Raw genomic sequence first — 23,542 nt, forward strand, 5'->3', positions numbered from 1 at the left:
GATGAATTTCTTTAAATATTTGAAAGATCAGTGGACATTGATCTTGGGATGGCTGTTTTTTATTGCTTTAACGATCTTTGTGATGTGGCTAGCCCCAAATATCAAAGTGGATTTGAGCACGATTGCTTATTTAGCTTTGATCGAGGGCGTCTTTCTGATTTTTTATCTGCTAGGTGGCTACTTGAGCAAAAGAAGATGGTGGGGGAAGTTAGCTGACATACAAAAAACATCTCCTTTGCAAAATTATTTGAGTGGCGGGCGGACAGAAGAAGAAAAACTGGTAGAAGAATATATCAATCAGCTGATCCGCGAACATCAAGAAGTGATGCAATCAGCAATCAGCAATCAACAAGACCAAAAAGATTATATTGACTCATGGGTCCATGAGATCAAAGTACCACTTTCCGCTTCCAAGTTACTGGTTCGTTCGATCGAGTTCGATATTGACGATCAAAAGTATACCTTACTCGAAAATGAATTATCAAAAATCGACGAATACGTAGAGCAAGTCTTGTATTATGCAAGACTCGACAGTTTCTCGCGGGACTATCTCATCCAAGAGTATGGATTGAAAGGAATCATCCAGCCTGTGATACGCAGTCAGGCCAATTATTTTATCCAAAAAAATCTTCGCTATGAAATCATTGGTGAGGATCATACTGTTTTGACTGATGCTAAATGGGTCGCTTTTATCTTCAACCAGCTGCTTAGCAATGCCATCAAATATACGCCAGACCACGGAAATATCATGGTGAGCATAAAAAAGGAAGCGCAAGGAGTCAGCCTTTCTGTTAAAGATTCAGGAATCGGTATCCCGGAGGAAGATTTGAAACGAATCTTTGATAAGGGATTTACTGGAAGAAATGGACGACTTAGTAAAACGCATTCAACAGGGTTAGGCCTGTACTTGGCAAAAAATCTGGCAGAAAAATTAGGTATCCGATTGACGGCTGAATCAACTGAAGGAAAAGGGACGACAATGACTTTATTTTTCCCAATCTTAAATTTTTATAATGAAAAACGTTAGAAAATCGTTAGAAACGAAAAAAAATGCTTGTGTTGTTAACGTTTTCGCTGATAAGTTTCTTATCATGTGAAATAAAAGGAGATTGGTTATGGAAATTTTAATAGCATTAGTCCCTATGTTGGCATGGGGTAGTATTGGTTTAGTAAGTGGTAAAATTGGTGGCGATGCCAATCAACAAACACTAGGAATGACGATCGGTGCATTTCTGTTTTCTTTAGTTGTCTTTTTCGTTGTTAGTCCTGTAATCACCCCTTGGATTTTCTTGATCGGATTTTTATCTGGCTTAGCTTGGAGTGTTGGACAAAATGGACAATTCCATGGAATGAAGTACATGGGTGTTTCTGTAGGGTTACCATTGTCTACTGGTTTTCAATTAATTTTGAATACGATTGCGGGAGCCGTTTTCTTCCAAGAATGGACACAAACGAAAGATTATGTATACGGTATTATTGCTTTAGCTCTTCTTGTAAGCGGTGCGTATTTGACGGCACGACAAGATGACGAAGGAAAAATAGATACAGATAATAAAATGCTTGATTTTGGTAAGGGCTTTAGAGCATTGATCTTCTCTACGATTGGTTATGGCGTATATACGATCATTGTCAACTGGGCGAATTTGGATGCGATGTCAATTATCTTACCTCAAAGTATCGGAATGATCTTAGGCGCAAGCTTCTTTGCTTTCCGTAAAGTTAAAGTAGATCAATTTGTATGGAAAAACATGATCTGTGGATTATTATGGGGCTTAGGTAATATCTGTATGCTTCTAACAGTCAAATCCCTTGGTTTAGCTGTTGGATTCTCACTTTCACAAATGGGGATCATTATCTCTACTTTAGGTGGGATTTTCATCCTTGGCGAAAGAAAAACGAAAAAAGAGCTCATTTATGTTATTGTTGGTTGCCTTTTAGTCATTTTAGGTGGTATCCTTTTAGGGTACATGAAAACAGTTTAATCACTGTTTTCCAACCTAAAATGGGGAGGAACTTCAATGGATTTGTTTCGTAAGAAAGAGATCAATCTCAATCATACGAGTGAGATGAAAAAAGAACTAAAAACGTCTGATTTGATCATGCTTGGAATTGGCGCGATCATCGGTACGGGAATATTTGTGGTGACAGGGGTTGCGGCCAATCAAAATGCTGGTCCAGCACTGTCACTTTCATTTGTCTTAGCTGCAATCGTTGTCATTTTGTCTGGACTGAGTTTCGCAGAGTTTGCTTCGCGAGTGCCAGTGATCGGTGGGCCATATGCCTATCTGTATGTTGTCTTTGGTGAATTTGCTGCTTGGTTGACAGGGTGGTTGTTGATCGGGGAATTTTTGCTAGCGGTTTCTTCTGTGGCTTCCGGCTGGTCTGGCTATATGCAAGGTTTCTTGAAAAGCTTAGGGGCCGAACTTCCACAAGCATTAACTGGCGGGTACAATCCGGAAAATGGTACATACATTGACTTGATTGCGGTACTCGTAGTGATATTCGTCACTTACATCGTGTCGCTTGAAGCCAAGAAAGCATTACGTTTGAATAATGTTATGGTATATGTCAAATTTGGTATCATCGCGTTGTTTATCATTGTTGGGATATTTTTCGTTAAGCCTGATAATTGGCAGCCATTCATGCCTTTTGGTTTTTCCGGTGTGCTAGATGGTGCAGCTCTTGTGTTTTTTGCTTTCTTGGGATTTGATGCTGTTGCAATGGCAGCTGAGGAAGTCAAAAATCCACAAAAAGACGTACCAAGAGGGATCATTGGTTCGATACTGATCGCTACGGTCCTTTATATTATCGTGACGTTGATTTTGACAGGAATCGTTCCTTATACTGAACTAGGCGTTAATGATCCAGTGGCCTTTGCCATGAGGTATGTAGGACATGGGACAGTTGGCGCAGTGATCGCTGTAGGGGCAATCTTGACATTGTTGACGGTGACGATCTCGATGATGTATTCACTCGCTCGTTTACTATTTGCTGTCAGCAAGGATGGTTTGTTGCCTAAATTTATGACAGAAATCGATCAAAAGCATCGTACACCGAAAAAAGCGACTTATGCCGCTGGTGTGGCAGCTGTATTCTTTGCCGGATTTTTCCCATTGAATGTATTAGCGGAACTGACGAATATCATGGCGCTCGCCTATTTGATGCTAGTTAGTCTAGGCTTACTGAAGTTAAGAAAAATGTTTGGCAAACCAAAAGCAGGAGAATTCAAAGTTCCATTCGTTCCGATCTTGCCAATCGTCTCGATCTTGACTTGTATCGTATTGATGCTTCGTCTGCAAACGGTGACTTGGATCGTGTTCGGTATCGTAATGGTTATTGGACTGATCATTTATTTTGGCTATGGCTATGGACACAGCAAGATGAACGAGAAATAGACTCCAATGGAGAAGTTAGAAGAAAGATAAGAAAAACGCCCATCAACAGTTTATTACACTGTTGATGGGCGTTTGTTTTAGTAACAAGCGAAAGATGATCTATTGGGTTAAATCCAAAAGTTTTTGTTTCAGATCTTCTTCCATGTGTCCAAGTTCTACTTCTGCATGACGACGTTTTTCTTTTCCTTCTTTTTGGATACGCAAAGTTTCTTGGATCGTTTCGATCAAATCGTTTTGTGTAGTTTGCAGGGTCTCAATATCCACGATTCCGCGTTCGTTTTCTTTCGCTGTTTCGATGGCTGAGATTTTCAGCATTTCTGAATTTTTCTTCAATAAGTCGTTTGTTGTTTCAGAGACTTGTCGTTGAGCGGTCACTGCGTCTTTTTGACGAAGCAAGGTCAATGCGATCACGACTTGGTTTTTCCACAGCGGAATGGCTGTAGCGATAGATGCTTGGATCTTTTCAGCTAAGGCCTGATTCGTGTTTTGAATCAAGCGGATTTGTGGGGCTTGCTGAATCGTAATCTGTCTAGCTAAGCGAAGGTCATGTGTACGTTTATCCAGACGATCTAGGAATTGTGTATAATCGTTGGCAATCTGGACATCCATCTGGTCACCAGTTTCTTCTGCTTTTTTCATTGCTTCTGGAATGATCGTTGTTTGAAGTTCTTCCATTTTCAATTCTCCAGCAGCAATATAAATATTCAATGCATCAAAGTAGTCTTTGTTTTTTTGGTAAAGCTGTTCTAACATCAGATTATCTTTTAACAGACCGTCTTTTTCTTTATCTAATTTCACTGAGATTTTGTCGATTTGTGCACCAATTTTTTGATATTTTGCTGTCACTTCATAAATCGATTGTTTGACCTTACCGAAGACACGTTGGAAGATATTTCCTTCTCCGGCACGCAGTTCATCAGGGTTGGCTTCTTGGAGACGATACATCAGTTCAGTCAACGAATCTCCGACTGGGCCAATATCTTGAGCTTGTACGTGATTCAGCATTGATTGTGAGAACTCACTTAATTTCGCTTGAGCAGCTGAGCCATAGCTGATGACAGACTGTGCATCATTGGCATCGATTTTTGCTGCCAGCTGTTTTGCTTGTTCTTGGCGTTCCGCCGGTAGTTTGTCAATTAAGCGAGCAGCTGTCTGTTGTTCTTGGAGCTGATCAATCTCCGCTTGTTGTGAAGTGGTCAGCGTATCTGTTGGGGTTGAAAACGGGTTGTTCAATAAGTCTTCAAGTGTATCGTTAACTGGTGTGACATCTTTTGTTTCAGTCGGTTTATGATCCATAAAAAATTCCTCCTTGTCGAATCTGTTCTCGATTCCTACATGAATGTCTCTACTTTAGAAAAAGTACTCGAAACAGCCAGACATCATCTGAATGTTCCGAGTCTTTTTTATGAACAAAAGAGTTACTCTTTTTGTTCTGGTTCATGTTTATTATCACGCTTTAAGCTTTGTTTCGCAACAGATATCTCTACGTCGATGTCGTCTAGGTCATCAGCGACGAATTTTTGATAATCTTGTGCGATCAAAGCGGATAGCTGATCGATGATCTGCGCGCTTTCTTCTAGTTTTTCATAGGTTTGCTTGTTTTTGATCTCATGGTCATTGATCTCATTATACTTATTTGTCAAATCAACTAGATTCGGCAGATGCGTATAAAGAAATTGACTTGCTTCATGTAGTCGATTTGGTTCCTTCACTAATTCTTTGAATAAAGCTTTTGCCGCTTTGACTGGGTCATGACGGAGATCGATTGCTTTAAGTTTGGCTGTCTGCTGCATATTCGCTTGCAACTGATTGATTTCATTTTTTGTTTGATTCATCGTTTGTCGGAAAAATGAGATTTCATTCGCTGTCATACCGCTTTTTTCATAGTGAGTCTCAAGTTCGTCAGTCAGTGCAGGGATTTCTTCTTGTTTTCCTTTTTTCCTGAGCGAACCGAAGAGCCCCCACAAAACTAGAACTACGCCTATCAATAAAAGTCCTAGAACAAAAGAAAAACCATTGTTTCGGACAAAGAGAAACAGCAAGACCAGTGCTAGAAGCCACGGCCAATTTCGTTTTATCATAATAAGCCCTCCAAGTCATTTATCATTGAGTATTGAATTCTTTCCGTTATTCGATTACATTCTTATTTTAGCATACTGACTACTAGAAAGAGTATCGGACTAAAGAAGGATTTTCTATATTTAGAGAAAATCTAAGGTTTATCTATGGTAAACTAATAGGGAGTTTTCGAGAAAAATTGAAAAATGAAAAAAAAGCAGTTATGATTACAAAGAAAGCAGGAGAAGATATGCTGAACAATGAGCAATTTGAAGAAAAAACAATCAGTCGCAAAGAAATCTATAGCGGAAAAATTATCGATGTTGCTGTAGATGAAGTTCGTTTACCAGACGGAGGAACTTCGAAGAGGGAACTGGTATTTCATCCTGGCGGTGTTGGGATCATTGCTTTTGATGAACTTGACCGCCTGCTCCTTGTCAAACAGTTTCGAAAGCCTTTAGAAAAAGTGATCTTGGAGATCCCAGCTGGAAAAATCGATCCAGGAGAAGGAAAAAATCCTGAAATGACTGCAGCCAGAGAATTAGAAGAAGAAACCGGCTATCGTGCGAAGTCGCTGAGCCATCTTACTTCGATGTATCTTTCACCAGGTTTTGCAAATGAAGTCCTTCATATTTATCATGCACAAGGAGTAGAGAAGGTCGAGAATCCTTTAGCTCAAGATGAAGACGAAGTACTGGAGCTGTATCATCTAACTCTTGAAGAGGCACAACAAGCGATGAAAGATCAGTTGATTTGTGATGCAAAGACGATTTATGCGATTCAATACTGGGAATTATTGACCAAAGGAAAGTAGAGGGATCGGCTTATGGCCAAAGGACCGCTTATTACGCGAAGCGAACTTCGCAAGCGACAACAAGCACAAGCAAGCGAGTCATTAAAAAAACAGCGAAAAGCAGAAACAGCTTATCAGCAAGAAGAAAAAAAGATTGCCAGCTTTTATCGTAAAGAAAGCAAAAAGAATAAACCAATCACGAAAACAAGGATCAGTGAACGAGAAAAGACCACCAAATGGAACTCTTTTTTGATGAAATCTCTTATTATTGTTATCCTAATGTTATGTGTGGTTTTTTTAGCAATCGCATTTATATAGAAAGAAGGAATTAAAAAGATGAAAATCGGTATTATCGGCGCAATGGAAGAAGAAGTAAAAATTTTGAGAGAGAACCTAAGCGAACCATTATCATGGGAACGCGCAGGCGCTTTATTTATTTCAGGTTCATTAGGTAACCACGAAGTGATCGTCGTACGTTCCGGTATAGGAAAAGTCTTAGCATCTATTACCACAAGTCTGTTGATCCAACAATACGGCGTGAACATGGTGATCAATACAGGTTCAGCTGGCGGGATCGGTGAAGGCTTACAAGTAGGCGACATTGTTATATCAGACAAAGTAGCTTATTTTGATGCAGATGCAACAGGATTTGGCTACAAGCCAGGCCAATTACCAGGAATGCCTCTATATTATGAAGCAAGCTCATATTTGCGCAGTGAAATGGCTAAAGCAGCAAAAGCAACGGATTTGAATGCAAAAGAAGGATTGATCGTTACAGGCGATACATTTGTCGATTCTCCAGATAAAATCAAAGAAATCTTAACGAATTTTCCAGAAGCTTTAGCTTGTGAAATGGAAGGAGCCGCTGTTGGACAAACGGCCCGTCAGTTCAATATCCCATTTTTGATCGTACGTGCAATGAGTGACACAGCGGATCACTCGGCGACACAAAGCTTTGACGAATTTATCGAAGACGCAGGCAAGCGATCAGCAGAAATGGTGATCGAATTTGTCAAACATCTCGTATAAGGAGGACTAAGATGAACGCATTGATTTCGATTGACTATACCTATGATTTTGTTGCAGAGGATGGAAAGCTGACGACTGGTGCAGCAGGACAAGCAATTGAAAAAAAGCTGACTGCCCACACAAAAAAGTTTATGGAGCAAAAGGATTTTGTCGTTTTTGCCATTGATGCACATGATCCAAAAGATTCCTTCCATCCAGAGAACCGCTTATTTCCTCCGCATAATGTGATAGGAACGAGTGGACGGGAATTGTACGGCTCTTTAAAAAATCTGTACCAAGAGCATGAGCAGCAGGAAAATGTTTATTGGATAGACAAACGGCATTATTCCGCTTTTAGTGGAACAGATCTAGACATTCGTTTGCGAGAACGTCAAATCACAGATGTTTATTTGTCCGGCGTGTGTACAGATATTTGTGTGTTGCATACAGCAGTCGATGCGTATAATCTAGGATACAAACTCCATATTTTCAAAGATGCCGTGGCAAGTTTTGATCCTGTCGGACACGAATGGGCATTGAGACATTTTGAATCCGCGTTGGGTGCAGAGATTCTATAAAAAAACAAAACTTTTTTTAAAATAAAAATCAAAAAATAATAAAAGAAGAGCGTAAAACGAATCACATTGTTTTTTGCTCTTCTTTTATTTGTTATTTTTTATCAAACATATCATTTTCACTGTAATAAATCCCTTTATTATTAACAACTAAAGTTATATTTTTCTTTTTATAAAATATCACTTATTATAATTTTGTTTTTTATTGACAGCAAAAATAAATTAGGTAATACTTTAGGTAAACGCTTTCTAATTTGTTTCAGGAGGGATGGACTTGATAAAAAAACGAATAAAATACAGTGCGCTAATGATGAATCTCCTCATGCTTAGTACCCCGATTTTGACTTCTGTCGTTGAAGTTGCTGCTAACGAACAGACTGTGAACGAAGAAAATGCACACGTGAACAGCGAAGAAATGTCAATATTGGAGGAAGAATCAACGGCTAGTGAAGAGAAGAATGTGGAAGAAGGAAATGATCCTATGATAAAAGAATCAGAAAATGAAAAGACAGAAAAGCAATCTGATGAAGTTCCTGAAGAGTGGAAAGGGGTAGTTTTCGGAGAAAGCACAAGTGCCAGCAGATATGCGATTGAACCATTAGAAGACGGCGTGCGGCTCTCTTCCACGAATAACGGTGGGAAATTCCAGTCAAGCGGATCAGATGGAATGACCTATTATTATCAAGCCATTCCGAAAGATACCAATTTTAGGATGCGGGCGACGATTGAAATAGAATCTTGGACCTATACGAATGCTCAAGAAGGATTTGCTTTGATGGTGAGAGACACAGTACCAAAAGATCATTTGTTTGGGCAAGCCTTTTATTCGAATTCATTTGCCATACTGGGCAGTCGGATCGAATATGTCTGGGACTCGGATAGACAAGAAGTGGTCAACACGAACGGCAGCAAATATACGATGCGACTTGGATTGGGGACACGGGCAATCACAGGAATATCATCTGAAGATCCTCAAGCCGCACCTGCTCCTGGGAGTGTCTCAGTGGAAACAACACCTTTAGAGACTTCAGCAGGGCTCTTAGAAAAAGAAGCAGGTTCTTATAATATATTCGGAAACGGTCATGGGAATCTGTTTCCGGCTACGGACTCGATTACTAAACTGGATGTAGAGATGAAAAAAACGAATACTGGTTTAGAGGCATATTATTACGATCCTGAAACAGGAGAAGAACTAGCTTCTGATATCATGTATGACTGGGAAAAGCTATATGCTTCCGATGAATCGGTTATCTATGCAGGATTTGCTGCAGCAAGGAATATGACGATCAAGGTAGAAGGAATCGAAGTGGCTTACTCAGATCCTGCGACAGATCCTCCTGGACAAGAAAGGCCCACTCGCTTGATTGATCCGATTTACACCGTGACCTCTAGTAATCATTCAGGAAACCAAGATCATACTATGTCCTTTAGAGCAAATGCTGACGGATTATTAACAATCAAAAATCAAGCAACAGGAGAGGTACTTGAGAACGCAAAAGACTTGGCGATCACTGCAAATCGGGAATTTGATTATCAGACAAAACTGATGGAAGGAACGAATGAATTTACTTTCAGTTTTACGCCAGATAAAAACTATCCGCCAGAAGAATACGTAGAGATGGCTAGTTATGAAACAAAAGAGATCCTGCATACAGTTGACTACCGTAAACCTAACTATTCGACAGTTTATGTAACACCGGAAGGGTCAGATACAGGAAACGGAAGCAGACAAAATCCGTTATCTCTGACGCAAGCATTGAGATACGCATATGCTGGGCAGACAATCGTCCTGGCTCCTGGAACTTATTCCTTTGAAAGAGGATTGACGATTCCAAAAGGAGTTAACGGGACAAGAGAAAACCCGATTCAATTGATTGCAGAGAAAAATCCAGAAAACGAGCGACCTGTACTTGATTTTAAAGGAACTGGAAATGGGATGACACTGTTCAGTCACTACTGGGTTTTACGTGGGTTTGACGTTACAAATAGTGCTGCTATGCAAAAAGGATTGCAGATTTCTGGAAACCATAATTTGATTGAAGAGATCCATGCTTATCGGAATGGAAATACAGGAATCCAAATCAGTGGTAGCTCAAATGATCCTTTCGAAGCATGGCCAGCGCATAACTTAGTCAAGAACTGTACATCTTTTGAAAATGCCGACCCGGGATTTGAAGATGCCGATGGATTTGCGGCCAAACTGACAATAGGAGAAGGAAATGTATTTGACGGTTGTATCGCTTATCATAATGCAGATGATGGTTGGGATCTTTTTGCTAAAAATGAAACAGGCTCAATCGGGAAAGTAGTCATCAAAAACTCAGTTGCTTATCGAAACGGTTGGGTACCGGGAGTTGAAGGAGAAGGGAACGGTAATGGATTCAAAATGGGTGGTTCCTCTTTATCGGGCCCTCATGAATTGATCAATAGTTTGTCTTTCGAAAATCTTGCGAAAGGAATCGATTCCAATAGCGGAACAGATATTATCGTCAATAGCAGTACAAGCTTCAACAATGGTTCCTATAATGTGGCTCTTTATACCTCTTCGGCAGGAAACACAGACTTCCATGCTTCTGGTATCTTATCTTTCCGAACAGAAAATCTTGAGATGAGAGAGCAGATCCGCCCATTGAATCAAAACGAAGATCAAATCTATCACTCGTTGAACTACTATTGGAATGAACGAGAGAAACAATCAGAAAATACTCTTGGACATACCGTATCAAAAGATTGGATCGAATCTCTAAATACACATTCGCAAGAAGGGCAGCAGCCTGTTACGCGCTATGCAAATGGAAGCATCCATGTCCATGGATTGATGCAAATCAAACCGGAGAATCGTCAAACAGAAAAGGGAAGAGTAGATGGTCTTCCACTATCTGTAGGTGCTACTTTTGACGGAGAAACCTCACCGTCTTCGGAGTATCCAGAATATGCAATCGTACAAGAACCAAATCAGACAAAACCAAACGAACAAAATAATCCAATCATTATCCAAGAGGCAAATGGTGTGACGGAGAATGCAGAAGGAAATATCATCGAACTGAAGCCTTTTACAGTATCTGTGTCAACATTCACACCAAATCAAGGAACGCCTGTCTTTGAAGATATGCGTTATTTCCCAGAAAAGATCCAAATCGTTGAAACACAGTCAAGTGCTCAATTTTCTAATCATACCGCTATTTTTTCAGCACCCTCAAAAGGAGAATATACGCTAGAAGTCACTTATCGTTCGGAAATATTTGATGGCGAAAAATGGGTTGCTCATACAGAACCTGTTACCCAGCAAAAAGCGATCACAGTGCGAGAAGCTGTCAGTGTGCCACCAGGGACTGATGAACCAGAAGGGGAAAATCCAGGGAATGGATCGCCAAATGAAAAACCTTCTGATCCAGATGGGACAGCAAAAGAAAGGGAAAAAGATGGCGCTCAAGGACTTCCACAAACGGGAGAGTCTAATAGCCCGTTGTTAGCAGTAGCTGGAGGAATTTTGTTAATCGGTGTAGCTGCTTATGTCATGAAACAGCGAAAAAAATAAACGCACTATATCCTTTTGATAAGGTAGAACAATTAGTTGAGGAAAGTAAAAAAAGAAGGAAGTGAGACGTCGATTCGTTCCACTTCCTTCTATCATTTTTATAGATGAGATCCCACTTGCTATGTTTGTTTGGCTGTTCTTATTTCTTGATGTAGGACAGCTTTTTCACAACCTCTGATATACGGTGTTCAAAAGCTTGCATCTGCGGTAATAAGCCCAACCAAACGAAAAATATGAGGAGCTATTTTTGTTTGGCTGTTCTTATTACTTGATGCAGGACAGCTTTTTCACAACCTCTTACCAGATTCGCACTCTTTTTTCTGGCGCTAGATACATAGCATCTTGTTCCGTGACACCAAATGTTTCATAGAATTCGTCAAGGTTTTTGGGTTGCACATTTGCTCGTAGTTTAGCAGGAGCATGAACATCGATTTGCAGTAAAAGTTGTTGGTATTCTTTTTTTGCTTTTGTACGCCAAATCGTTGCCCAATTGACAAAGAATTCTTCGATAGAAAGATCTGATTCTGTTTTTGCTGCTTCCAATGCACAGCTTAGACCGCCTGCATCAGCAATATTTTCCGAAACAGTTAATTTTCCGTTCACTTTTCCGTCAGCAAAAGGCAGACCATCGAATTCTTCGATCATTGCTTGTGCTTTGTTTTGGAATTGTGCAAGATCTTCTTCTGTCCACCAATTGTTCAAGTTGCCATATTCATCAAACAAAGCGCCGTTATTATCAAATGCATGGGAAATCTCATGAGCGATAACAGCTCCGATTCCCCCGTAATTAGCAGAGCTTGATTGTTCTAGACTGTAAAATGGCGCTTGAAGGATGGCTGCCGGAAAGACGATCACATTCCGGAATGGATGATAATAAGCATTGACTGTATCAGCGCTCATTTCCCATTCTGAACGATCCACTGGTTTGTTCCATTTGCTGAAACGATCTTTTAATGTGAGTTTGCTGAAAGCAAGAGTGTTTGAAAGCAAAGTACCACCTTGATCTGCAGGCACTGTTTTGAATTGGTCGAATAGTGCTGGGATCTTATCGGGGTAACCGACTTGGATACCTAAGTTATTTAATTTTATGACGGCTTTTTCTTTTGTTGCATCCCCAAGCCAGTCATTTTCTTCTAGCCGTTTTTTATAAACAGCAATCATTTTTTTCACCATTTGCTCTACATCTTTTTTAGCAGCTTCGCCGAAATATTTTTTCCCGTAGTAATCACCAACGACTTGATCAAATTGACCAGAGGCAAGGTAATACGCTGCTTTTTTCTGAGGCATTGCTTCGTCTGTTCCAGACAATACGCGAGAATAGATTCCGCTGACTTGGCGGAATTCTTCTGATAGATACCCACTAAGAGAACGTACTGTTTTAATGATCATCCAGCTTTTGAATAAGGGGAAATGAGCTTCTGTCAGGATGTCATTCAAATGATCAAAGTACACTGGATCAGTGACGATCACTTTATCTGGGGTTGTCCCAATCAAACCAGTGACAAGTTTTTTCAAGTCAAGTTTATCTGTGTATTGAATAAATGTGTCAAAAGATTGCGGATTATACATTTTGCTGTAATCTGCGTTTTCTTCTGCACTTTTTACATGAGGAGCAATCAATTTATCAAATTGCACTGCTTGTTCTGTGATTGCTTCTGCCTGACTTTTTTCTTTGCCAGCAAGCTCCAATAATTGAACCGCCATATCAAAGAAAACCCCCATTAGTTGTGCACCGTTAGGATGTTCTGGTGCATAATACGTCTTATCTGGAAGAAATAAAGAAGGCGGATAAGCAAAGAAGGCATTCGTCTGTGCATTCTTCATATCAGCATCTACATCTAGATTAAATGGCAATGGTAGTGTATCCAACAACCATTCCGGGAATTGCTCATTCAATTCGTCGAAAGACTGCAATGATTCAACTTTCTCGATTACAGGCTGAAGTGGCTGAGCATGCAACTCATTTCTTCGGTCATAATCGTTTGCCAGTTGATAATAAGCAAGGAAATGTTTCATTTTTTCTGAAGTTACTTTTTCTGGATGGGCAAGCAGATCGTCTGTTTCTCCCATCAAAAGTTGGTCGATTCCGTCAACTAAGTCTTGGAAACCGCCTGTAGCTGGTTTATCTGCAGGAATTTTTGCTGTTTTTTGCCATTCTTCATTGACTGCTTCATAGAAATCTTGTTTCAATCGTTCTTTGTTCATTCATCGATCGCTCCTTTTTTGTTTCGTGTGCCCATTATCTTACAAAATGAAGGAATTAACAAATAGAACATAAAAAAATTTGAAAATTCGGACAATCAAACTGATTTGTTTTTTTCAATCGTTCACTTATAATGAAAAAAAGGAGGCGATCCCAACTGAAACAAGTAGTGGACAAACCTTTCTATTTTAAAATAGATAAAAAAATCAAAAAATTAGCCAGCACCCAGCAACTACAGTCAAAAAAAAGCGAACGGCTTTTTTTAGCACTGATTTTTGAAGATCAAAGTTATGTGATCATCGATCAATCAGGACATCCGATAGAATATTCTCCAGCAGAATATACCTATCAAGAGGGCATTTCTCGTAGCCAATGGAGACTGCTCAATGAACCATCAATCGAGTTATCTCAATGGATCAACAGAAAAGAAGAGGTGCCTGTTTTGATCGAAGAAAAAAGGTCAGGAAAAGAACTCACAAATTGTTGGGTGGGATTGCCAGAAGAACGTTTTTTAAGGTATAAGAAATGGGCTACTCCTTCAGGTTATCTTTGCGGGACTTATGCGGCGGCGGTTTTACTTGCCTACTATCAAGACTATCGTAAAGAGTGGATGCTTCCCCTAGAGATCCGCAAGAAAAACACGTCTAACTCGATGGCATTGACAAAGGCGTTGCGTAGCCAAATCCAACCACTAGGCCTTCCTACGATTCCTTTTCAAGTCAGTACAGGGATTTCTAGTTTTTTAAAGAAGAATGGCAATCACGAGCGTGCACGAGCAACTCTTCTAGGTTCATGGCAGCGAGCCACAAAACGTATACGTGAAGGCAAGCCTGTGATGATTGGAATACTGAAAGTACTTGGTAGTACTTACGGCAATCATTGGGTGACGGCGTATGCTTATTTTGAAACTGAAACAGGAGAACGTTATTACAAAGTACACGACAATTGGGGGGACTATCATAAAGTTATTCCTGCCAGTTGGAGTAACGGAACAGTTTCACTTCCTTAAGAATTTGCTGAAATTAACAGAAAATCTTGGAAAAATATGTTAAACTATCGAAGAATAGAGAAGTTTTGGGGAGGACTACATGAGTAATAAGTATCAGGATGACACGTTGAAGATTTTTAGTTTGAATGGGAATCGTCCATTAGCTGAAAAAATCGCGAAAGTGTTTGGAACAGAATTAGGTAAAAGCGTCGTGAAGCAATTTAGTGATGGGGAGATTTCTATCAATATTGAAGAAAGTATCCGTGGGGATCATGTGTACATCGTTCAATCAACGAATGCACCTGTCAATGACTACTACATGGAACTACTGATTATGATTGATGCAATGAAGCGAGCAAGTGCGAAAACGATCAATGTCGTATTGCCTTACTATGGGTATGCTAGACAAGACCGCACGGCGAAACCTCATGAACCGATCACTGCAAAATTGATTGCTAACTTGATCGAAGAAGCAGGGGCAACTCGAGTACTGACTTTAGATCTGCACACGGTTCAAGTACAAGGATTCTTTGATATTCCTGTAGATAATTTATTTACGATGCCATTGTTTGCTCATTATTACCGTCAATTAGGTCTGACGGGAGATGACATCGTAGTTGTGTCGCCAAAAAACAGCGGCGTTCAGCGTGCACGTAGTCTTTCAGAATATTTGAACAGTACATTAGCCATCGTAGACCATGCAGATGATGCTTCAACGGAGGGTGGTTATGTGATTGGTGATGTTCAAGGAAAGACATGTATCATGGTAGATGATATCTTGAACACCGGAGCAACGCTTGCACGTGCAGCAAATGTATTAAAAGAAAACGGCGCAAAAGAAGTATATGCCTGTGCGTCACATGGATTATTGTCCGATCATGCGAAAAGCATTTTAGACAATGCACCAATCAAAGATATTTGTATCACTGATTCTGTTTTCACAGAAGAAAATCGTCATCCGGAAAACTTAACGATCGTTACATGCTCAGAATTAATGGGTGAAGCGGTCAAGCGCATCCATGAAAATACACCGATGAGTCCGTTATTCCGTCTGGAAGAAAAAGAATTCGAATAAGAAAAAAGACGAAAAACGAGAAGATCAATTAGCAACGAGAAGAAAGACTGCACCTTATTTTGGGCAGTCTTTTTTTCGCTACACTAAGTGCCTTCTAGGTAAAAGTAATCTCTTCTTTGGTATGTTCGCTGTTTTATGCTAGAATGTGCCTAGCGATAATTTGGAAGGGATGAATGAAGTGAAAACTATTTATTTGGATCATGCGGCAACTACCCCCATGCATCCGCAAGTAATTGAAGCGATGACGGCGATCATGCAAGAAACGTTTGGTAATCCTTCAAGCATACATGGGTTTGGCCGCCACGCGCATGAAAAATTGGAAACAGCAAGACAAATCATTGCAGATAGTCTGCAAGCAAAACCTCATGAGATCATCTTTAATAGTGGTGGAACAGAAGGGGATAATGCAGCTATCTTAGAAACAGCGTTCTCGCGTCAAAAAGAAGGCAGACATCTAATCACTACAGCTATCGAACATCCTGCTGTTCTTAATACCATGAAATATTTAGAGACAAAGGGGTTTGACGTTACATATCTGCCTGTAGATGAAAAAGGGAATCTGTCGATCGAAGAGGTCAAAAAAGCGTTACGAGAAGATACGATCTTGGTCTCTGTGATGTACGGGAACAATGAAATCGGAAATTTGATGCCAATCAAAGAAATCGGTGAACTTTTAGCGGATCATCCAGCTTATTTCCATACAGATGCGGTACAAGCTTATGGAAACCAAACGATCCATCCAGAAGAATTAGGGATCGATTTATTAAGTATCTCTGCTCATAAAATCAATGGACCAAAAGGCGTCGGTTTCTTATATAAACGAGACGGAGTAAATATCCCTGCCTTGCTTTTAGGTGGGGAGCAGGAAGAAAAGCGGCGTGCAGGTACAGAAAACTTAGCAGGAATCTGGGGAATGGCAAAAGCAGTTGAACTGCTGTCACCTGAAGAACGTGAAGCACGTAACAACAAATATCAAGGATTCCAACAATTGATTCTTGATACATTAGAAGCAAACGAAATCCCTTATCAAGTAAATGGTGATTTAACGAATAAACTCCCTCATGTGTTGAATCTTCGCTTGATTGGCGAAGCAAATGATTTGCTACTGATGAAGCTTGATTTGAACGGAATCGCTATTTCTACTGGTTCGGCTTGTACAGCAGGGAACATCGAACCTTCTCACGTATTAGAAGCGATGTATGGAGAAGATACGCCGATACTAAAAGAATCCATTCGTATCAGCTTTGGATTGGGAAATACTGAAGAAGACATCCATTATTTCCTTGATCAATTAGTTCGTGCTGTCAAAAAATAACTAATAAATTCATTCTGATGTGGATGGATGTCTGAGAGAACGCCTTCAATTTTTAGGGAACTTAACTGAAAAACCTAGTAAAAATCAGGATAAACTTTTATAATAAAGAGAAACTAATTTTATCGAGGTGAAAATCATGGCATTTGAAACAACAGCAACTGTACTTGGCGCACCGATCAGCTATCGTTTGCATCCTGATGCAAAAAGATATACATTGCGCGATAATGGGTTTACAGAAACAAACGGAGGCAATTATCAATTGATCCGACCATTAGATGCAACGCCGCAAAGCAAAGAAGGCTTCAAACTGAAAATCACTGTATCAAAAGATATCCAAACATTGAAAATGTCGATCACTACAGCAAACGGACTGAAAGCAGTCAATATTTTCAAAGATCCAAAACAGAAAATGAGTCAAGATAAATTCTATTTTTTGATGGATGGGATGATCAGCCGAGGGTTATTCGAAAAAGTCGAATAACCTGTGGATATAAAAAGACAACTAGTTTTGAAACGGCCTAATCGTTAGATCTCTAACTTTGAAAGGACGACACAAAATAGTTGTCTTTTTTATTTTTTCTGCTGTAAATCAGACTCTCGTCCACTCATCAATTGATTTTCCATGTTCATCCACTATTTCCAACCAACTATTTGTTCCGGCAAAGTACAACAGCAAGCTTGCCTCATTCACACTTTTTACAATGATATCTTCGATCGTGGTTATACCTGAAATCTTGTCTTTATAATCATCTCGTAGCTTTTGCCCATATTTAGCAGCATAACCTAATGAGCCGTCTTTATTTAAAGGAGGATCTTTGACGAGCGTCGCGCCTGCTTTGATCAGCAATTCATTTCGTTTGATCCAGTAAAGCGTTGCTTGACTTCCCCTGAAATCGACGGTAAAAGGAATTTCACTGACTTCTTTTGACCAGCGATGACGAGCTTTTGCTGGTTTTTTCTTCGTATCTTCAGCGGCAGATGGCAAGGAAGAATCGATTGGATAACCAAATGTACTTAGTATAGCAATAATCTTCTCTTGGTGTTCTGCCATTTTCTTTCTAGCCGTTTCAGGAATCGAAGTAAATGATTCTTTGGCTATTGTAAGACCAGCTTTTTCTGCTTGTTCGGTGAGCATGTAGATCATATAATCGGCTTCTATATCCCAAGGAAGCTGGATCATGATGACGGTATCGATTGTTTCTGGTTGGACTGTTTTCCCAATTGCTGTACACACCTTTTGATTATAAAAGAGATAAAAAGCATTTTCTGGAAGCTTAGACAGCTTGTGGCTGATCCAGATCGTACCCTGTGCCTGTTCAAGTACGATTTTGATTTCTTCAGGGGTAAGAGTGGTCTGAAAGTTGATTTTCATGACTGATGCCCTCCTAGTTTTTTCTTAGTTTAGCATGATTGCTGATTTTTTTCTGCTAATTTTACTTTTTTAACAAAACTGAAAATATATAACGATGGTATTTGAACAAACAGCTAGGTTTCAAGGAAATAATCAAGTATAATTCTAGCTACGTAAGGACGATAAGTTTTAGAGGAAATGAGGGAAGGATATGGGAGAAGAAAAGGAGCCGGTGTTACATTGGCGTAAAAATATCAACTTGTTTTTGACAGGTCAGTTTTTATCTGGAATCACGAGTATGATCGTGCAATATGCAATCATTTGGTATCTGACGAAAGAAACAGGTTCAGCAACGATCTTGAGCTTTGCTACGTTATTAGGTATGATCCCAATGGTTTTGCTGAGTCCGTTTGCTGGTCCGTTGGTGGATCGTTGGGACAAAAAGCGATTGTTGATTTTGACAGATATCATTGTCGCATTGTTTGCGATGGTCTTGGTAGTAGTCGGTACGATTTCTGAAACATTTCCGTTGTGGCTAGTGTTTGTATCGTTGTTCATTCGTGCAATTGCTCAAACTTTCCAGATGCCGACGATCCAATCGATCCTTCCTACGATGGTCCCAGAAGAAGAGCTGACACGTATCAATGGACAGCTAGGCATGGTCCAGTCAGCGAATTTTATCATTGCGCCTGCAATAGGTGCGTTTTTATTTACAGTAATACCTATCAACTGGCTGATTTTGCTTGATGTGCTAGGCGCGGTATTCGGTGTAGGATTACTTGTTTTTGTGACGATCCCTAAGGTTATTTCGCAAGGCGAAACCATTCATTTGTTGACAGATACAAAATTTGGTGTGAAAAAATTGTACGAGAATAAAGGTCTCTGGCATATCATGCTCAACGGTGCTGTGTTCACGTTATTGTTTATGCCGGCTGCCAGTCTGTATCCGTTGATGACGATGGGCTATTTTGGTCAAAATGTAGGACAGGCGGGTCTTGTCGAAGTAGTCTATTCAGTAGGGATGCTTGCAGGTGGGGCGGTGATTGGCTTTTTTGGAAAATGGAAAGACCGGATGAAGCCGATTTTCATGGCTTATGTAGTCGTAGGTACCACGATTGGTGCTAGTGGATTGTTGCCGGGGACAACACAGGGATTCTTTTATTTTCTTTTACTGAATGCCGGGGCAGGTTTTGCTACACCTTATTTCAATACCTTACTGATGGCGATCATCCAACAGAGTTATGAACCGAACGTTTTAGGACGAGTCTTAGGTGTATTCAACTCATTAATGACTTTGCCAGGGCCGATTGGCTTAATATTTGCGGGCCCCTTGACAGATAAGATTGGTGTAGAAAAGATGTTTCTGATTGCGGGAATTGGTACGCTTTTATGCGGGATCGTTTTATTTTTGACACCCGTTGCTCGAAATTATGATAAAGAATTACAGAAAAAATTGGTGAAAGAACACCGTGAACAAGAAAACGAATAGAAAAGGAGCGGTGATAAAAATTTTCTTCCTACTTGAAATCAAGTGGTTTTTTCACAGCCTTTTTTAGATGTTATGAGTTGCTCCGATCAGCAATTTTGTTTACTCTAAGGAAAAGGGAGGCAGGAGAAACATGAATTATTTTACGAGTGATATGCACTTTTTTCATGAGCGTTTACTAGGAGAAAATGACTTTGCTCCGCGACTCTTTGCAAATGTAGATGAGATGAACCAACAGTTGATCGCTAGCTGGAATGCAGTAGTAAAAGAAACGGATCACGTCTATCATCTAGGTGATCTTGCCATGCATCCGCAATATGAAAAAGCAAATGCAGAAATCTTAGAATTAGTCAGTCAATTGCAAGGAACGATCCACTTGATCAAAGGAAATCATGACAGTCGTGCGTTCTTCCGTTATTTAGAAAAAAACGATCCTAGACTTTCTGATGGCAGTCCCAAATTTTATTTTTATGACGTAGGTGCTATCGTGAAGTTCGACCATCAGCAATATTACTTGACGCATTATCCAATGTTACTCGGACCTAACGACACCATTCGAAACCTTCACGGGCATATCCATCATTATAGTGTACCCATCGAAAACGTCGTCAATGTAGGCGTAGACGCACCAGAAAGAGACCTTCTAAAAGAAAAACTGCCATTCGGTACGCCATTATCCGAACAGCAAATCAAAGAAATATATGAAGCAAAGAGGTCGTGAAAAAGCTGCCCTGCATCAAGTGATAAGAACAGGCAACCAAAAACAGCTTCTCGTGTTTTTGATTTGGTAGGACTTGTCCCCACAAATACAAGCTTTTGAGCCTGCTGCCCAATTCTGTGCCATAAGGATCAAAATAGAAAAACAGTTCACTGCATGTTATAAAAGAATTGAAGTACCTGATTTTCAAAAATAGGATAAAAAGTCGTCCCTTTTTGGCGCGACTTTTTATCCTATTTTTTAGTAATACAGTCATATGTTGTAAGGAGGAACTACAAAATACAGTACACGAATTTCCCTTGATCATTAACTGCTTTTCTGACCGTGGCAGTACCGTCATTCAACTTCCTAACATCATTATCTATATTAGTGGAATAGACGATCAGGGTGTTTTCTTTTGTGTATCGGTTTAGCCAGTCAATCGCATAATCTACCGACTGATTCACACCGATATGATAGAAATAATTCCCATAAATCGCTTTTGCTTCGTCCGTCATCGTGAAATCATGATTGAAGCCATAACCATTCCTGACAGAAGCAGCAGTTGTGAATGAACCATGGATCCTTAGATAAGAGGCGTGGCGATAGGTACCATTCTCTAATTTTATCAACGCATGATAATTATTGTAAAAATAATACCAGCTTGGTGTAGCTCGATTATAAGAAACATCTGCATTGAAAGGATTCGGTCGCGTCATTTCGTATTTGTCATAGATACTGAGGTTCTCTGTATAGTCAAATCTTTGCTGAGTGAAGGCAGGCGGCGTATGGACGACTTGGTTGATCTGATAAGGATTGACTGGATGTTTTTTCTTCGTGATTTTTGTAAAAGAAGGATTATATCTTAAGTGATTGTTGTCAGTAGAGATATTGTTAGAATAAACGATCTCCAACGAACATTGGGTATAGGTATTGATCCAGTTCATCACATGGTTCGGAACATCATGATCTTCAATCGTCTCTGGAATAAGCGGGATATTCCTGTCAGAAAATTTGGCTCTTGCTTCGTCTGTTAAAAGAAAACGGGTGAACATATCGAATTCTACGACGATCGTTCCAGAATGATTACGCCCGAAAGTAAGACGTGTACTTGCATAAGGTCTCCCGTTATTTTTGTCCGTGGCGATGAAATGATAATCATTCCTTAAGGTGTATGAGTTGGAACCGCGGCTAAAAATGAAATCTTCGCCATCTATAGGAGTGCCGGCGTTCGACCATCGTATGTTTTCTGCGTAATCTTTATAATTTATGAAAAAAGGATTGATTTTTTCTACTTTATCGGATTTTTTTATATCATTTGGAGTTACACCCATTCCGTTAATAAAATCTGTTCTTTCTAAATCAATACCTTGGAAACTAGGGTCATTTTCATTAGTTAGTTCATCGATTCTCCCATCAGGTGTTGCATTCATATAAGCAGCCCAAATTAGATAAGAGCAATACCATTCATTTCTAGTGGATGAGCGATCCCTTTCTCTTGCCTCGAACCAGATATCATATGGTTTACCTAATTGCCCATGCATAAATGAGATGGCTGCTTTTTTTTGTGCTGGTGTCGCTTCTGGAACTCTTAAAATAGTTGAATCAGTATAATCGAAACGCTCATCATCCAAGACGCCGTAAACAACGCCTCCAGCTTTTGTTTCAAGCATAGGACTATAATCAGTTGCTTCGATAGTTCGGATATATGTGAAGGTCTCTGGTTTTCCATTGATGATATGTGTCTCTTCATAAATGCCTTCTACGATCATCACATGATGAAGATAACGCAAAACTATATCCGCTCGTTTCCGTTCGAAAATGATATCTCCTGGTTGAACGATATTCATCAGATCATATTTATGATAAGTCGGTACTTTTTCAAAAGTGATATTCTCCAAAGCATTTCCGATATTAAATGACCAGAGAGGCGGGTCTTTGGATAATTGTTCGGCTTCTTTACGAATATAGTGCTCATTGACGGTGTTTAGGTAGTCACGCAATTGGTCTTCTTCGGAAATCGCGGAATTTAATGGTTGATTGTAATAATTCGAGGTGAACTCTTCAAATGTCTGATCAAAGGAAGCGTATTCATTTTTGAATTCTTCATAATACTCCTCCAATATCTGTTGGGTATCTGTATCAGCATGTACAGTAGTGATTGGGATGGCAAATGCGACGGCGAGTAAACAGGTAGTCAGAAACAATTTAATTTTTGATTTCAATGTAATCCCTCCTTGTTTTATGCTAGAATAATAACATATGAATCAGTATGATGATAGCTTAAAAATAAAATATATCAGTTATTTAATATAGGCGTATATTGCACATAACACCAAAGAGTAAAATCAGCTATATCGATAATTGAGAACTGTTATCTTTAATGGGATAATTAGCGTTTAACTTAGGTTTTTTACGAATAAAATCAAAGGTGTTATATTTTATTTGGGGTTAGATAGTCTACAGAAGATACAATTTCTTGGTAGGTATGAGTATTGAATAGGCGTGTTGATTTGTATATCTATTTATTTTACTACGTTATTATATTTTTTATTTGTTTATTTTTAAATAACTAATTGTGAGATTTTTTGTTTAGAGTTTTTTTGAAGATAGACAAGTATCAATTAGAAAGGAGATGTGTGAATGTTACCACTAAAAAGTAAGACGTGTACGATCATTTCAATAATTTTGTTGTCAATTTGTTTCATTTCAGCTAGTTTTTATTTTCATCCTTCTATAGAAAATAATTTTCAGTTCTTAGTGTTCATAACATTTTGTTGTTGGAGTACTGGCGGTTTGAGTTTGGTTTTTTCGACAAAAATCAATTCTCAAATTTTAAAATGCTAGTCATCCTGCTTGATTTGATTGGTATTTATGGTTGGCTGATTTTTGCTAGATAAACTGTTCTGTTTTAGTTTGTTGTTTCAATAAAAAACGAAAATGAGGGAAAATAAATGAAACTAAATATCAATTTATTCGGTTTATGTGTATCTATGTTAGTGTCGGTATGGTTTCTGATTGTGGGTCATTTATATTATGGATGGTCCCATGGTGTAGTAT

At 39.4% G+C, this 23,542-nt stretch carries 19 protein-coding genes; 14 read left to right on the forward strand and 5 right to left on the reverse strand.

Annotation, left to right across the window (positions count from 1 at the left end; translation table 11 throughout):
- Nucleotide 1: 1 nt before the first annotated feature.
- The 3 genes from sapS (at nucleotide 2) to A5816_RS00325 (ending at nucleotide 3,395) form a co-directional block, all read left to right on the forward strand.
- Nucleotides 2-1,027: a two-component system sensor histidine kinase SapS gene (gene sapS, locus A5816_RS00315; RefSeq protein ID WP_002374966.1), complete on the forward strand. Its 1,026-nt coding sequence runs from the start codon at nucleotides 2-4 to the stop codon at nucleotides 1,025-1,027.
- Nucleotides 1,028-1,115: 88 nt separating this feature from the next.
- Nucleotides 1,116-1,982: a GRP family sugar transporter gene (locus A5816_RS00320; protein ID WP_002291228.1), complete on the forward strand. Its 867-nt coding sequence runs from the start codon at nucleotides 1,116-1,118 to the stop codon at nucleotides 1,980-1,982.
- Between the two features lie 36 nt (nucleotides 1,983-2,018).
- Complete coding sequence (locus A5816_RS00325) at nucleotides 2,019-3,395, forward strand: amino acid permease (protein ID WP_086310442.1); 1,377 nt, start codon at nucleotides 2,019-2,021, stop codon at nucleotides 3,393-3,395.
- A gap of 99 nt (nucleotides 3,396-3,494) precedes the next feature.
- Here the strand turns inward: A5816_RS00325 and A5816_RS00330 are convergent, their stop codons facing one another.
- Both A5816_RS00330 and A5816_RS00340 read right to left on the reverse strand, forming a co-directional pair.
- Nucleotides 3,495-4,691, reverse strand: coding sequence for a toxic anion resistance protein (locus tag A5816_RS00330; protein WP_002374970.1), 1,197 nt, complete (start codon nucleotides 4,689-4,691; stop codon nucleotides 3,495-3,497).
- 122 nt (nucleotides 4,692-4,813) lie between these two features.
- Complete coding sequence (locus A5816_RS00340) at nucleotides 4,814-5,476, reverse strand: 5-bromo-4-chloroindolyl phosphate hydrolysis family protein (protein WP_086310443.1); 663 nt, start codon at nucleotides 5,474-5,476, stop codon at nucleotides 4,814-4,816.
- Nucleotides 5,477-5,703: 227 nt separating this feature from the next.
- Here A5816_RS00340 and A5816_RS00345 point away from each other — a divergent pair, with 227 nt between their 5' ends.
- The 5 genes from A5816_RS00345 (at nucleotide 5,704) to A5816_RS00365 (ending at nucleotide 11,367) form a co-directional block, all read left to right on the forward strand.
- The gene (locus A5816_RS00345; protein ID WP_010731974.1) at nucleotides 5,704-6,267 is read left to right on the forward strand and encodes an NUDIX hydrolase; all 564 of its coding nucleotides are present in this window, start codon (nucleotides 5,704-5,706) and stop codon (nucleotides 6,265-6,267) included.
- Nucleotides 6,268-6,279: 12 nt separating this feature from the next.
- Nucleotides 6,280-6,564: a cell wall synthase accessory phosphoprotein MacP gene (gene macP, locus A5816_RS00350; protein ID WP_002286760.1), complete on the forward strand. Its 285-nt coding sequence runs from the start codon at nucleotides 6,280-6,282 to the stop codon at nucleotides 6,562-6,564.
- 18 nt (nucleotides 6,565-6,582) lie between these two features.
- Nucleotides 6,583-7,275 carry a 5'-methylthioadenosine/adenosylhomocysteine nucleosidase gene (locus A5816_RS00355; protein ID WP_002374975.1) on the forward strand — a complete coding sequence of 231 codons (693 nt, stop codon included), beginning with the start codon at nucleotides 6,583-6,585 and terminating at the stop codon, nucleotides 7,273-7,275.
- Nucleotides 7,276-7,286: 11 nt separating this feature from the next.
- A complete protein-coding gene (locus tag A5816_RS00360; protein ID WP_002312047.1) occupies nucleotides 7,287-7,832 on the forward strand; it encodes a cysteine hydrolase family protein in 546 nt (181 codons plus the stop codon).
- Nucleotides 7,833-8,097: 265 nt separating this feature from the next.
- Complete coding sequence (locus A5816_RS00365; protein WP_086310444.1) at nucleotides 8,098-11,367, forward strand: LPXTG cell wall anchor domain-containing protein; 3,270 nt, start codon at nucleotides 8,098-8,100, stop codon at nucleotides 11,365-11,367.
- A gap of 297 nt (nucleotides 11,368-11,664) precedes the next feature.
- Here the strand turns inward: A5816_RS00365 and A5816_RS00375 are convergent, their stop codons facing one another.
- Nucleotides 11,665-13,572 (reverse strand): M13 family metallopeptidase, encoded by a 1,908-nt coding sequence (locus A5816_RS00375; RefSeq protein ID WP_086310445.1) that lies wholly within the window; start codon nucleotides 13,570-13,572, stop codon nucleotides 11,665-11,667.
- Nucleotides 13,573-13,703: 131 nt separating this feature from the next.
- Here A5816_RS00375 and A5816_RS00380 point away from each other — a divergent pair, with 131 nt between their 5' ends.
- From A5816_RS00380 to A5816_RS00395, 4 genes are all read left to right on the forward strand, one after another.
- The gene (locus A5816_RS00380; RefSeq protein WP_086310446.1) at nucleotides 13,704-14,579 is read left to right on the forward strand and encodes a dihydrolipoamide dehydrogenase; all 876 of its coding nucleotides are present in this window, start codon (nucleotides 13,704-13,706) and stop codon (nucleotides 14,577-14,579) included.
- Between the two features lie 79 nt (nucleotides 14,580-14,658).
- Nucleotides 14,659-15,633, forward strand: a complete 975-nt coding sequence (locus A5816_RS00385; RefSeq protein WP_002286741.1) for a ribose-phosphate diphosphokinase — start codon at nucleotides 14,659-14,661, stop codon at nucleotides 15,631-15,633.
- A 169-nt stretch (nucleotides 15,634-15,802) separates the two neighbouring features.
- Nucleotides 15,803-16,948 (forward strand): cysteine desulfurase family protein, encoded by a 1,146-nt coding sequence (locus tag A5816_RS00390; protein ID WP_172891930.1) that lies wholly within the window; start codon nucleotides 15,803-15,805, stop codon nucleotides 16,946-16,948.
- A 136-nt stretch (nucleotides 16,949-17,084) separates the two neighbouring features.
- The gene (locus A5816_RS00395; RefSeq protein WP_002286736.1) at nucleotides 17,085-17,429 is read left to right on the forward strand and encodes a DUF1831 domain-containing protein; all 345 of its coding nucleotides are present in this window, start codon (nucleotides 17,085-17,087) and stop codon (nucleotides 17,427-17,429) included.
- A gap of 108 nt (nucleotides 17,430-17,537) precedes the next feature.
- On the opposite strand, the gene A5816_RS00400 is transcribed toward A5816_RS00395, so the two are convergent.
- Complete coding sequence (locus A5816_RS00400) at nucleotides 17,538-18,320, reverse strand: hypothetical protein (RefSeq protein ID WP_086310447.1); 783 nt, start codon at nucleotides 18,318-18,320, stop codon at nucleotides 17,538-17,540.
- Nucleotides 18,321-18,510: 190 nt separating this feature from the next.
- Here A5816_RS00400 and A5816_RS00405 point away from each other — a divergent pair, with 190 nt between their 5' ends.
- Together A5816_RS00405 and A5816_RS00410 are read left to right on the forward strand one after the other, a co-directional pair.
- Nucleotides 18,511-19,788 carry an MFS transporter gene (locus A5816_RS00405; protein ID WP_010731982.1) on the forward strand — a complete coding sequence of 426 codons (1,278 nt, stop codon included), beginning with the start codon at nucleotides 18,511-18,513 and terminating at the stop codon, nucleotides 19,786-19,788.
- Between the two features lie 130 nt (nucleotides 19,789-19,918).
- Nucleotides 19,919-20,506 carry a metallophosphoesterase family protein gene (locus A5816_RS00410; RefSeq protein ID WP_086310448.1) on the forward strand — a complete coding sequence of 196 codons (588 nt, stop codon included), beginning with the start codon at nucleotides 19,919-19,921 and terminating at the stop codon, nucleotides 20,504-20,506.
- A 269-nt stretch (nucleotides 20,507-20,775) separates the two neighbouring features.
- Here A5816_RS00410 and A5816_RS00415 read toward each other — a convergent pair whose 3' ends face one another.
- The gene (locus tag A5816_RS00415; RefSeq protein ID WP_086310449.1) at nucleotides 20,776-22,707 is read right to left on the reverse strand and encodes a YiiX/YebB-like N1pC/P60 family cysteine hydrolase; all 1,932 of its coding nucleotides are present in this window, start codon (nucleotides 22,705-22,707) and stop codon (nucleotides 20,776-20,778) included.
- Between the last annotated feature and the right edge of the window lie 835 nt (nucleotides 22,708-23,542).

Source organism: Enterococcus sp. 3G1_DIV0629, from assembly GCF_002141285.1.
In the GTDB taxonomy this organism is placed as follows: domain Bacteria; phylum Bacillota; class Bacilli; order Lactobacillales; family Enterococcaceae; genus Enterococcus_B; species Enterococcus_B lactis.